Raw genomic sequence first — 11,543 nt, 5'->3', positions numbered from 1 at the left:
GAGACCTGGCGGCGCGCACGGCGCTGCCGATGAGAAACAAGGAGTGAGATCATGACCCTGGAAACATGCTATGCCATGATGGGCGGCGATTTGGAAGGGGTGCGCGGGCGCCTGCGCACTGACGACCGCGTGGCGAAGTTCGTGGGCATGTTCCCGCACGACGAGACGTTCGCCACCCTTGAGAGCGCCTTGGGGGCTGGCAGCCTGCCCGAGGCGTTCCGCGCGGCCCACACGCTCAAGGGCGTGAGCCGCGATTTGGGCTTCACGCCGCTCTTCGAGGTGTCGGACGCGCTCGCGAACGTGCTGCGCCCCGCCAAGGACGGCGGAGAGGTCGACGTGGCCGCGGCCGAGCAGCTGATGGGGGACGTGAAGCGCGCCTACGAGCTCACGCTCAAGGCGCTCGCGACCATCGACGAGTAGTCGAGCGAGCGAGCAAGCAGGTACGCAAGCAAGTAGGCGGGCAAGCAAGCAAGACCGAGGTGGCGCCCGGGCTTCCCCCGCGGGAGGCCGGGGGCGGGGCGCCATCGCGCAAGATAACTTCGACAGGACGGGAGAAGAAGGTTTCTCATCATGAAAGGTGATGAAAAGAAGGAGCTCCGCTGGCGCATCGGCATCGCGGCGGTCGCGGTGCTGTGCGTCGTGGCGGTCATCGGCGCGTTTCTGGCGATAAACTACCAGCGCACGATCGCCCAGAACGAGATGTTCCTCGAGGCCAGCACGAACCAGGTGCTCAACCGCCTCGACAGCGAGTTCGAGTTCTCGCAGCAGAGCCTCTACCTGTCGCGCGTCATCTTCGAGGAGGCCCAGCCGCAAGGCGCCGAGGCCATCTGCAAGGAGTTGGCGTTCCTCGAGGCGGGCACGCCGTTCGAGTTCCTGGCCTTCGAGTCGGTCGACCGCACCACGTACAACTCGCGCGGCAAGGTCAGCGAGGCTCCGCCGCGCAAGGTGCAGGTCACCCGGTCGGGCGTCAGCACGCTTCTGGACGATCGGATCGGCGAGGGGCTCAACATCGTGTTCTACGAGCCCATCTACAACGGGGACGAGTACGTCGGCGTCCTGTCGGGCGTGTGGAGCAACGACCTGCTCGAGGAGGCCATCTCAGCCACGTTCTTCAGCGAGTACACGTCCACCTACCTGTGCGACTCCGACGGCACCGTCATCGCGTGCTCGAGCCAGTTCGTGACGGTCTCCTCCGACAAGCTCGACATCTCCTCGGTTGACAGCACCGAAGGCGACACGGTCGGCGAGATGCAGGAGTCGCTGGCGCGCGGCGAGAGCGTGACGTTCTCCTACGAGTCACCGCGCGGCCTCGGCCTCGCCTACATGGTGAAGCTCTCCGACCACGACTGGACCCTGGTGCGCACCTATCCCGCCAACATCAACGCCTCCTTCGTGGAGAGCGCGAACATCATGGGCTTCGCGGCCATCGTGGCGATCGTCGTGGTGTTCGCCGTCCTCGTGGCGATCATCATAGTGCGCTCCTCGCGTGCGAACAAGGCCATCACCATCGAGAAGGACCAGTTCAGGCGCGTGACCAACGCGTCGTCCGAGCTGTTCAAGCGCTTTGCGATCCTCGATTTGGAGAACGGCATATACGAGTACATCAAGGGAGAGGACCTCGACGGGCGCCTGCCCATGCGCGGCGAGCTCGAGGACTTCTCGAACTTCTGGATCAGCCAGGCCGTCTACGACGACGAGCAGGAGAAGGTGCGCGAGATGATCGGCTCCTCGGTCATCAGGAGCAACTTCGACGACGGCGTGCGGATCCTGCGCTTCGAGTACCGCGTCAACTTCCAGGGCGAGACGCGCTGGCTGCAGCCGTCCATGGTGTGCCTGCGCCGCACCGCGGACGGGCGCGCCGCCAGCCTGCTGTACGCCGTGCAGGACGTGACCGTGGTGAAGGAGGAGGAGGCGCGCGCCCGCGAGGCGCTCGAGGACGCCTGCCGCGTCGCCGACCAGGCGTCGCGCGCGAAGAGCGACTTCTTGGGCAGCATGAGCCACGACATCCGCACGCCGATGAACTCCATCATGGGCCTCACGGCCATCGCGACCATGCACATGGACGATCCCGAGCGCGTGAAGGACTGCCTGCAGAAGATCACCGTGTCGAGCCGGCATCTGCTCGGCCTCATCAACGAGGTGCTCGACATGGCGAGGATCGAGAGCGGCAACATCGGCCTGTCCGAGGACGACTTCGACCTGCCCGAGGCCGTGGAGAACCTGCTCACCATCATCCACCCGCAGGTGTCGGCCAAGCACCAGCACCTGAAGGTCGACATCTCCAACGTCACGCACGAGCACGTGGTGGGCGACTTCATGCGCCTGCAGCAGGTGTTCGTGAACATCATGGGCAACTCGGTGAAGTTCACGCCCGAGGGCGGCACCATCGGCATGACCATCAGGGAGATCCCGTCGCGCATCGGCGGCTGCGGGCAGTACGAGTTCACGTTCTCCGACACGGGCTGCGGCATGAGCGAGGAGTTCGTCAAGCGCGTGTTCGACCCCTTCTCGCGCGCCAACGACAACCGCGTCACCAACGCCGAGGGCACGGGCCTGGGCATGTCCATCGTGAAGAGCGTCGTCAGCCTGATGAACGGCACGATCGACGTGAAGAGCAAGCTCAACGAGGGCACCACGTTCACCGTGACGGTGCATCTGAAGCTGCGCGAGGTGGACGCCGAGGACACGACGGCGCTGGCCGACCTCAACGTGCTGGTGGCCGACAACGACGAGACGGCGTGCGAGGGCGCGTGCGAGCTCCTCGAGGAGATCGGCATGAACCCCGAGTACGTGCTGTCCGGCGACGCCGCCATCGCGCGCGTGAGGGAGACGTACGACACGAGCGACGAGTTCATGGCGGTCATCCTCGACTGGAAGATGCCGGGCAAGAGCGGCATCGAGACGGCGCGCGAGCTGCGCCAGATCCTGCCCGACCACGTGCCGATCATCATCCTGTCGGCGTACGACTGGATGGCCGTCGAGCAGGAGGCCCGCATGGCCGGCATCGACGCGTTCGTGTCGAAGCCGCTGTTCAAGTCGCGCCTGATCCACGTGATGAACAGCCTCCTGGGCGAGGCGCGGCACGAGGACGCGCGCGACCACACCGACCTTCTGCGCGAGGCCGACTTCTCCGACAAGCGCATCCTTCTGGTGGAGGACAACGAGATCGCGGCCTCCATCGGGCTCGACATCCTGTCGTTCACCGGCGCTGCGGCCGAGTGCGCCGAGAACGGCAGGGTGGCGATCGAGATGCTGAGCGACAACCCGCCGGGCTACTACGACCTGATCCTCATGGACGGGCAGATGCCGGTCATGAACGGCTACGAGTGCGCCCACACCATCCGCTCGATGGGCCTGTCCGGACGTCCCGACCTCGCGTCGCTGCCCATCGTGGCGCTCACCGCCGACGCCTTCGCCGACGACGTGAAGCGCGCCCTGAACGCGGGCATGAACGCCCACATGACCAAGCCGCTCGAGATCGACGCCCTCATGAAGGTCCTCGCCGAGTTCTTAGGGTAGGGAAAGAAGAAGGCGGGCGCGATAGTCGCGCCCGCCTTCTCTTCGCTTCAGCTGCCCTGAGCGGCTTGTCCTACAGTCCCTCCACCTCGAAGCGCTTCGCAAGCGCCTCCTGGTGATGCCCGTACTGCAGGGCCACTTCCTTCGCCACCTTGCCCGCCTTCACGAGCTCGAACAGGCTCTGGTCCATGGTGCGCATGCCCTCGGCCCCGCCGGCGGCGATGGCGCTGTCGATCTGGTGCGTCTTCGCCTCGCGGATGAGGTTGCGGATGGCGGTGTTCGTCACCATGATCTCGAAGGCCGGCATCACACCGCCGTCGATCGTGGGCACGAGCTGCTGGCTCACGATGGCGCGCAGCACCATGGACAGCTGGATGCGGATCTGGCGCTGCTGCGAGGCCGGGAACGCGTCGACGATGCGGTCGACCGTGCTCGCCGCGCCCGAGGTGTGCAGCGTCGAGAACAGCAGCTGCGCCATCTCGGCGGCGGTGACGGCGGTGCTGATGGTCTCCTGGTCGCGCATCTCGCCGAGCAGGATGACGTCGGGGCTCTCGCGCATGGCCGAGCGCAGCGCCTCGCCGTACGTGGCCACGTCGGTGGGCACCTCGCGCTGCGTCACGATGCACGTGCCGTGGCGATGGATGTACTCGATGGGGTCCTCCATGGTGACGATGTGCCCCGTGCGCTCGTGGTTGAGCTTGTCGATGATGCACGCGAGCGTGGTGGACTTGCCTACGCCGGCCGGGCCCGTCACCAGCACGAGGCCCTTCTGGAACTGCGTCAGGCGCAGCACCTCGTCGGGGATGTGGAAGGCGGCGGGGTCGGGCAGGCCGAAGGGGATCACGCGGATCACCGCGCCGTACGACCCGCGCTGGCGGAAGATGTTCACGCGGAAGCGGCCGATGCCCGCGATGGCGAAGGAGAAGTCGTCGTCGTGGTTGGAGCTGCGCTCGAACCCGTCCATGCTGCGCCCGGAGACGGCGTAGATGCTGCGCACGATCTCCTCGGTGTCGGCGGGCATGAACGGGGCGATGTCGAGGCGCACCTGCCGGCCGCTCGCCTCGTAGGTCAGAGGAAGGCCGGCGATGATGAAGACGTCGGACGCGCTCACGTCCACCATGTCCTTGAGCAGCTGTTTCAGTTCCATGTTTTCTCCTATCGTGATTGAGCGGAGCCCGACCACAGCACCTCGCCAGAGCCGGCTTCATTCCATTGGGTAGTGGCGCGCCACTGAGAGATCTCGTAGGTGGCGTCAGGGCGTATGGTGAGGACCACCGAGAGCGTGCGCCCGCTGTCGCAGGCGAACTCGACGCAGGCTTGGCTGCCCTGCAGGGAGGCGCCCTCGTAGCCGCTGATGACGTCTTGCACGGCGAGCAGGGCGGCACTGGCGAGGTCGCCCTCGGCGCTTGCGCTTGCGCGCACGGCGGCGAGCGCCCCGTCGACCTCGGCGACGAAGCTCTGCGCGGCCTGCTCGTTGACGTAGGTGTCGGTGGTGAAGCGCGCCTGCTTCTCGGCGGCGCTGTAGGCGGCCTGCGCCGTGGTCACGGCGAGCACGGCCATGACGGCCAGGCACAGCACGATCACCAGCGAGAACAGGCTCACCGGGCCGATGCGCACCGACCCGCCCTGCCCGGCGTGGGGGTTGCTGCTCATAGCGTCACCTCCTCGCGCGTGTCGTTCGCGGCGCTCGCGGTGGGCGCGGCTTCGCCGGCAGGGCTCGCGGCCTCGCCTGCGCTGCGCGCGTCGCCCGCGGCGTTCGCTGCGCTCGTGAGGGCTGCGGTGCTCGTGAGGGTCGAGAACTCGTCTGTGACAGAGAAGCTGGAGAAGCTCACGGCTTGCGCGGCCCTGCTCGCGCGCGCGGCTGCCGCCTCGTTCGAGACGTAGCGCGCCGTGTCGAGCTCGTAGATCGCGTGCCCGTCGCGCGAGACGGTGATGTGCGCCTCGTAGAGCACGCCCGCCTCCTGCGCGTGCTGCTCGACGTCGCGCGTGAGCTGGAAGCCCTCGGCGACGCCCGTGCTCGCATTCGCACCTGCCGCGCCCGTGCCCGCCGCGCCGCGGCTTGGCCCCGTGGGGTCGGCCGCGAACGCCTCGGCGTCGTTCGACGCGAGCACCGCGGCGTACGACAGGTCGTCGGCCGCCGCGCCGCGCTCGTAGGACGACACCATGAGCCCGGTGAGCACGGCCAGCGAGCTCATCATGAACACGAGCAGGAACAGCGCCTCCACCACGAACGCGCGCTCGTGGCGCGTCCTCTGCTCGGCAGGGCGGGCGCGGCGGCGCATGCGCTCCAGGTTGGCGACCGTCGCGTCGTACTGGTCGTACTGGTCGTATTGGACGTCAGGCATCTTCAGGCACCTCCTCGCACGCTGCGCAGGGCGACGCACGCGGAGCCCTGGTCGGTGTAGATGGTCAGGAGCCCGTTGCGGTACTCGAAGTCGAAGCGGCTCGACTCGACCACCTCGCGCGCCCGCTCAGGCGTGAACGTCGAGCCCGCGCGCGTGTACTCCTCCATGACGTACCCCTCGTACCAGTACAGGCGCGTCTCGTAGGTGCCTGCCTCGAGGTGCTCGGTCAGCACGAGCGCCGGGCCCTCGGGCCCCTCGGCCACGCCCACGGCGTCGGTCACGTCGTTGGTGCGCACGGAGTTCGACAGCAGCGACAGCCCCAGGCGCATGTCGTCGGCCTCGGTGCGCATGGCGTTCGCCGAGCGGTACGCGTTCATGCCGACCAGGAGCGCCACCAGCAGAAACAACGTGATGACGGCGAACAGCAGCGTGGCGAACATCCGCCCGCCGCGCCCGCGCTCGCTTGCCAGGTTGTCCCGCGTCGTCTCGTACCCGGTCATTTCGCCAACACCACCACGTTGGGCATCACGTTGCCCGCGAACACGCTGTAGGTGATCACGTAGTCGCCGTGGTTCACCACCAGCCCGTAGTTGTCCTCGAGGTAGGTGAGCGAGGAGGGGTAGGACCCCTCGATCGCGCAGCACTGCTTCGCGCTGCTCAGGATGGCGTTGCGCACCGACACCTCGCCCTGCTCACGCAGCGACGCGCTGATCTGGCCGTATGCGAACCATCCCACCGCCACGACGAGCACGGCCGCAAGAAGCGCGCCCATGCGCCGCCGTGTCCGGCGCCTCACCTGTTCTCGTGTAAGCTCGCGACGCATGGCGCTATCCTATCGAGCTCATGATGCCGATGAGCGGGAGCATCACGGCGATCAGCGTAGCGCCGATGCTCACGGTCAGAAACGCCGCCAGCGTCGGCTCGACGCTGTCGATCACGTTGTCGATGCGGGTGACGGCGTCGTCGAAGAACGTGTCGGACAGGCTCGAGAGCACGGTCTCCAGGCTGCCCGTGCGGGAGCCCACCATGAGCATGCGCGCGTACATGGGCTCGAACACGCCGCTCTCGGAGATGGCCTGCGGGAGGCTCTTGCCCTGCGCGGGGTCCACCATGACGTCGCGCGCCTGCGCGAGCTTGTCGTGCAGCTCGGCATGCTCGACCATGTCGACCGCGCGCTGCATGGCCGTGTCGGTGTCGATGCCGGCCGAGATGAACGTGGCCAGCGCCGCGGTGAAGCGCGCTATGGCGATCTGGCGCATGGGGTCGCGCGTGGCCGGCACCTTCTCGAGCAGGTGCACGAGCTTCTCGCGCCCGCCGGGCGTCGAGCTCACGGCCATGCCCACGAGCACGAGCACCGTGCACAGAAGCGTGACGGCGAGCGCCGCCCAGCCGATGATGATGGACACGTTCACGTAGGCGAACGAGCCGGCGGTCAGGTCGCCTGAGAGACCCTCGTACACGTCGATGAACACCGGCAGGATCACCGCCGCGGCGAACAGCAGGATCACCGACATCACGCACAGAAGCGCGGCCGGGTACGCGATGGCGCTGCGCGTCTTGGCGTAGAGGCGGTCCTCCTCGTCGTAGTGCTTCGCCAGGCTCCACAGCACGCTCTCGAGGCGGCCCGAGCTCTCGCCCGCGGCCACCATGCTCACCAGGTGGGTGGGGAACGCGCCGCTCAGCTCAAGCGCCTTCGCGAGCGGCTTCCCCTCGACGAGCGCTGCGTACACGTCGCCGCATGCGGCCCTGAAGCCGCCGGCGTCCTCCGGGGCGCCCTTGCGCGCGCCGGCGCCCTGCTGATCCTCGCCGAGCAGGTACAGCGCCTCGTCCGTCTGGATGCCGGCGGAGTACATGATGGCCAGGCTCTCGCAGAAGGCGGAAAGCACGCCGCTTTCGAGCATCTTTGTTGCCATGTCCGTGTTCGCTCCTTGTCTTTCTGTCTCTCTCAGTCTGTCTCTCTCAACTTCCGAACTGCTGTCTGGCCGCGTGACGTCAGTAGACGTATCGGTCGGTGTACGAGCTGCCGTCGCCCACGAAGTCTGACGACCCGCCGGCGGCGAACGTCAAGTCGACGCGCGTCCAGGTGCTCTCGTTCACGGTGAAGCTCGCGGCAACCCAGCTCCCGTCGATGAACACCATGTTCCAGGCATGGTAGATTCCGTCGGGAGCCACGTCGCCGGTGACTATCTTGCAGGGGATGCCGACGCTGCGCAGCATGGCTGCCGTGAGCGAGGCGTAGTCGAAGCAGATGCCGCTTCCCGACGCGATGGTGGCGTCGGGGTCGGGCACATAGCCGGTGGCGTCGGTGAGCGCGGCGGCCTTCTGCTCGTCGTACGTCACGTTGGCGCACACCCACTCGCATATGGCGCGCAGCGCGTCGCCCTCGTTCTGCGCGCCTGCGACGAGCTGGCTGGCGAGGCGCGTGCTCTCGCTCGACTCGTCGAAGTCGCAGAAGCAGTTGGGGCGGAGGAAGGGCTGGAACTCGTCGGCGAGCTGCACGGTGGCCGGCACCTGGTCGGACAGCGCCGCGTAGCGCGTGCCCGAGGTGTTCTCCCACACGCAGAAGGTGTAGCTGCCGTCGCCCATGTTCAGCGGGCACGCGATGGGGGTGCCGTCGCCGGGAAGGTCGTAGTAGTAGCTGACGCCGCCCTGAGCCACCTCGAACTTCAGGCGCGCCGACGAGGTGGCGGACGCGGCCACGTAGCCCTCGCTCGTGTGCGAGATGTCGATGAGCGCGCCGTTGCTGCTCACGGCCGCGGCGGCGTCGAAGGGGGCCAGCGCGGGCGCGGCCTGCTCGAAGGCGGCGCCTGAGGTCGTGCCGCCCGCGGCCGCGTTCGAGTTCGCGCCTTGCGCGTTCCCGCCGCAAGCCGCGAGGGACAGCGCCGCCACGAGCGCGAGGGCCGCTGTCGCCAGGGCGCGGGCGGCGCGCCTGACGCTGCGGCGCGCGAGACGCGGGCGGTTCGTAGAGTGCGAGCGGCGCGCCGGGGCAGCCGCAGGCGCGGCCGCAGCGGCTGGAGTGGCCGCAGGCGCCGGAAGCCCCCTGAGAGCGCACGCGTCCTGCGCGCGCGCGGCGCGCGAACGGCGAGCGTTCTGTTGGCGGGGGGCTGACATCAGCGCGTCTTCCTGCAGGTTTTAATAGGTTGATCGTACAGTGAAATAGTAGCAGAGGACACGCGCTTGTAAATGCCAACGCTGCTTTGTGCCAGATAAACCGCAGATTCCCGAAGAGCGGGAAGGCGGCGGGCTGTCGCGTTTCCCGTAGGGGGAAGGGGCTTCTGCAAGGGAAAGGAAGGCCCGAAAACATGAGGATTATCCTCATCATCATATGAAAGGGCTTGCTTTGCAACGCAAAACGAGCCGATCGTGACAGCCAATTTTGATAATGTCACCCCCCGGTCAAGTTTTGGTTGAAATGACGTAAGGCATCATTAGAATATAAAAGTTGACACACTCTAGGAGCCAAGACTAAGAGTTAAAAACAGGCATTCCTTCAGGAGGATATGCCGGGAAAACCTGCATCAGCGCGTGCGAGGAACAGCGCATGGCAGGAAAGGTGGGAGGAGAAGGCTCAGATGGGCAAGAGGTTTTTGACGGCTCTGGCAGCCTGCGCGCTGGCGATGTCTCTGATGGCGCCGGTGGCGGCTTGGGCAGATGAAGGGTCGAGCGAGATCAACGTGTCAGGCGCCGACCACTATGGGGCCGTCGACAAGAACGGCAACATCGACGTGTTGATGGTCACGGCTGATGCGGGCACGGAGCTCTACGTGTCGGTCGAGTACGGCGGCAAGACGATCCTCAAAGACTTCCAGCATGTGGTGAGCTCGGAGAAGGCGGCAGGGGAGCCAGAGCTCATCATGCTGAGCTCCAAGGGCATCAACCTGGATCATCTTGACCGGTACATGCTGACGGTGAAGGCGGGCTCGCCGAACAGCGACCCCTGCTACACGGGCAAGTTCCAGCCGGTCTACGGCAGCATGGACGGTGACCAGGTTCTTATCGGCGTCCGCACGCTCGCAGCTGACGGTTCTGAGGACGCCCGCGAGTTCACCCCTTCCTCTACCTTCTTCTGCAATGGCAGCGACTACAAGTTGGCGGAGTGCGCGCAGCCGGGCGAGGACGGCGTGTACCGCTATGAGAGATTCAGCGCCTCTGAGAGCATTGCGGGTCGCATCGTCTACGTTGACCAAAACGGCGCGCAAATTCGCGAGACTCCCATAGACGGCATCAGCCCTGACGCTGCGACGACGGTGAAGCTGCCCACCCTCGTCGAGCGAGTGACCTCCGAGGGCAAGACCATCTTCTATCGCGTGGTGCACCCGGGCAACACGCTTACGGTCGCCTATCCCGGGCAGACCGAGTTCACGGTTCACTGCAAGCAGATGACATTTGAGCTTGAGCAAGGTGAGGCCGCCAATCAGTTTCTCGCGGTTATCGAGTACTACGACACGACGACTGCGGGCGAAAGCGGCGAAGGCGCGTTGCTCATGACGGATCAGCTGTCGGTGACCAAGGACTTCGTCTATACCGTGCCGACTCAGTTCAGCCAGATGCGTGCCGTGGGCGAAGGCGACGCGAGGCATAACGTCATGCTCACTTATGGACTGTGCGGCGACCAGCCGAGCTCGGCGGTGCTGGGCAACGGCAAGCTCACCATTAACGCCGAGGTGCCTTACGGCTTCGATGAGGCGAGAAGCAGCGACAACGTGAAGTACTATCGGGTGAACTACCAGGTTGTGAACGATCCTGAGAAAAATGCGCACGTTACGTACACGGTGCGTTACATCAATGCGGCGGAAAGCACCTCCAGCGCGGGCACGGTTCTGAAGACCCAGGAGGTGACGGTCACGCGTGAGCAGCCGACGGTTTCATTCGAGCCGGAGGCGAGCATCGAGGTTGAGGGCGTCACGCTCGTGCCTTATGGCTCGAAGTTCGAGTTGAAGTACAGCACGACGGCCAGTCCCGTTTATGACATCTACTATGTGCCGAAGGATTATACGCCGAAGGACTCCTATGAGGTCACGGTGAACTACGTGAACATCGCGAACGACGACGTTCTGCAAACGGGCAAGGTGACCATCGACCCCACGGTGGCGGGTGAGATGCTCATCGGCCCGGCGCCCGAGACCATTCAGGTCGACGGCAACAACTACGTGCGCCTCGACGGACAGAGCGAGGCATTCCTCCACAGCTACTTCACCCCTGCGCGCACCTATACCGTGTACTATCGCGACTCACGTGACACCCAGTACGGCAACACCGTCGTGCGCAACACCGTCGTGCGCTACATCGACGAGGGGGTTGTCAACGACGGAGCCGCTGACGATGGAGCTGCCGACGGCGGCACGACCACGGCTCAGGCCTCGCTTGCTGCGGCAGGAGGTCAGCTGTCTGCGGTTGACGACGGAACGGGCGCAGGCGTGCTGCTCAACAACGAAGGCGTCGATACGGCGACCGAGCGCGAGCTGCTTGACGACTCGACGCCGTTGGCTCAGGGCTTGGCGAAGTCTCAAGAAGGCGCGGCGGGCATCCCGATCGCCGACATTTCGGCTGGCGTTCTCCTTGCCGCAGCGGCGGCGCTCGGGCTGTTCTTCTGGCTGCGCAAGCGCGGCAATCGTGAGAAGTCGGAGGCTCGCTCGTGAGAAGTCGACGGATGAAGAGGCAGAACGGTTGCGAGACCTTTGA

10 protein-coding genes are annotated in these 11,543 nt (G+C 66.0%); 3 read left to right on the top strand and 7 right to left on the bottom strand.

The annotated features are described in order from the left end of the window. Positions 1-51: 51 nt before the first annotated feature. The gene (locus G7Y49_RS04245; protein ID WP_165171382.1) at positions 52-420 is read left to right on the top strand and encodes an Hpt domain-containing protein; all 369 of its coding nucleotides are present in this window, start codon (positions 52-54) and stop codon (positions 418-420) included. Positions 421-570: 150 nt separating this feature from the next. Continuing rightward, positions 571-3,519, top strand: a complete 2,949-nt coding sequence (locus G7Y49_RS04240) for a response regulator (protein ID WP_165171384.1) — start codon at positions 571-573, stop codon at positions 3,517-3,519. A gap of 70 nt (positions 3,520-3,589) precedes the next feature. Here G7Y49_RS04240 and G7Y49_RS04235 read toward each other — a convergent pair whose 3' ends face one another. From G7Y49_RS04235 to G7Y49_RS04205, 7 genes are all read right to left on the bottom strand, one after another. Beyond that, positions 3,590-4,663 (bottom strand): type IV pilus twitching motility protein PilT, encoded by a 1,074-nt coding sequence (locus G7Y49_RS04235; protein WP_165171386.1) that lies wholly within the window; start codon positions 4,661-4,663, stop codon positions 3,590-3,592. Between the two features lie 8 nt (positions 4,664-4,671). Beyond that, positions 4,672-5,169, bottom strand: a complete 498-nt coding sequence (locus G7Y49_RS04230) for a S4A5 electrogenic sodium bicarbonate cotransporter 4 (protein WP_165171388.1) — start codon at positions 5,167-5,169, stop codon at positions 4,672-4,674. Then, entirely contained in the window at positions 5,166-5,861 is a 696-nt protein-coding gene (locus G7Y49_RS04225) for a hypothetical protein (protein ID WP_206214547.1), read from the bottom strand. Before G7Y49_RS04225 ends, G7Y49_RS04230 begins: the two co-directional genes overlap by 4 nt. Positions 5,862-5,863: 2 nt before the next feature. Beyond that, positions 5,864-6,361, bottom strand: coding sequence for a DUF4860 domain-containing protein (locus G7Y49_RS04220; RefSeq protein WP_165171390.1), 498 nt, complete (start codon positions 6,359-6,361; stop codon positions 5,864-5,866). Next, positions 6,358-6,633: a hypothetical protein gene (locus G7Y49_RS04215; protein ID WP_241157261.1), complete on the bottom strand. Its 276-nt coding sequence runs from the start codon at positions 6,631-6,633 to the stop codon at positions 6,358-6,360. The genes G7Y49_RS04220 and G7Y49_RS04215 overlap by 4 nt, the downstream gene beginning before the upstream one ends. Before the next feature lie 55 nt (positions 6,634-6,688). Next, positions 6,689-7,774 carry a type II secretion system F family protein gene (locus tag G7Y49_RS04210; protein WP_165171394.1) on the bottom strand — a complete coding sequence of 362 codons (1,086 nt, stop codon included), beginning with the start codon at positions 7,772-7,774 and terminating at the stop codon, positions 6,689-6,691. A 79-nt stretch (positions 7,775-7,853) separates the two neighbouring features. After that, the gene (locus tag G7Y49_RS04205) at positions 7,854-8,750 is read right to left on the bottom strand and encodes a transglutaminase-like domain-containing protein (RefSeq protein ID WP_241157262.1); all 897 of its coding nucleotides are present in this window, start codon (positions 8,748-8,750) and stop codon (positions 7,854-7,856) included. Positions 8,751-9,433: 683 nt separating this feature from the next. Here G7Y49_RS04205 and G7Y49_RS04200 point away from each other — a divergent pair. Next, positions 9,434-11,500 carry a hypothetical protein gene (locus G7Y49_RS04200; RefSeq protein WP_165171398.1) on the top strand — a complete coding sequence of 689 codons (2,067 nt, stop codon included), beginning with the start codon at positions 9,434-9,436 and terminating at the stop codon, positions 11,498-11,500. Positions 11,501-11,543 lie beyond the last annotated feature (43 nt).

The organism is Adlercreutzia sp. ZJ242 (genome assembly GCF_011038995.1).
GTDB lineage: Bacteria > Actinomycetota > Coriobacteriia > Coriobacteriales > Eggerthellaceae > CAAEEV01.
The sequence above is the reverse complement of the archived record's forward strand: the minus strand, read 5'-3'. Positions and strand labels throughout refer to the sequence as shown.

Excerpts from the sequence above, each read along its gene's own strand:
- G7Y49_RS04220 (WP_165171390.1), bottom strand. The coding sequence starts at position 6,361 with ATGACCGGGTACGAGACGACGCGGGACAACCTGGCAAGCGAGCGCGGG.
- G7Y49_RS04230 (WP_165171388.1), bottom strand. The coding sequence starts at position 5,169 with ATGAGCAGCAACCCCCACGCCGGGCAGGGCGGGTCGGTGCGCATCGGC.
- G7Y49_RS04240 (WP_165171384.1), top strand. The coding sequence starts at position 571 with ATGAAAGGTGATGAAAAGAAGGAGCTCCGCTGGCGCATCGGCATCGCG.
- G7Y49_RS04225 (WP_206214547.1), bottom strand. The coding sequence starts at position 5,861 with ATGCCTGACGTCCAATACGACCAGTACGACCAGTACGACGCGACGGTC.
- G7Y49_RS04245 (WP_165171382.1), top strand. The coding sequence starts at position 52 with ATGACCCTGGAAACATGCTATGCCATGATGGGCGGCGATTTGGAAGGG.
- G7Y49_RS04200 (WP_165171398.1), top strand. The coding sequence starts at position 9,434 with ATGGGCAAGAGGTTTTTGACGGCTCTGGCAGCCTGCGCGCTGGCGATG.
- G7Y49_RS04210 (WP_165171394.1), bottom strand. The coding sequence starts at position 7,774 with ATGGCAACAAAGATGCTCGAAAGCGGCGTGCTTTCCGCCTTCTGCGAG.
- G7Y49_RS04215 (WP_241157261.1), bottom strand. The coding sequence starts at position 6,633 with ATGGGCGCGCTTCTTGCGGCCGTGCTCGTCGTGGCGGTGGGATGGTTC.
- G7Y49_RS04235 (WP_165171386.1), bottom strand. The coding sequence starts at position 4,663 with ATGGAACTGAAACAGCTGCTCAAGGACATGGTGGACGTGAGCGCGTCC.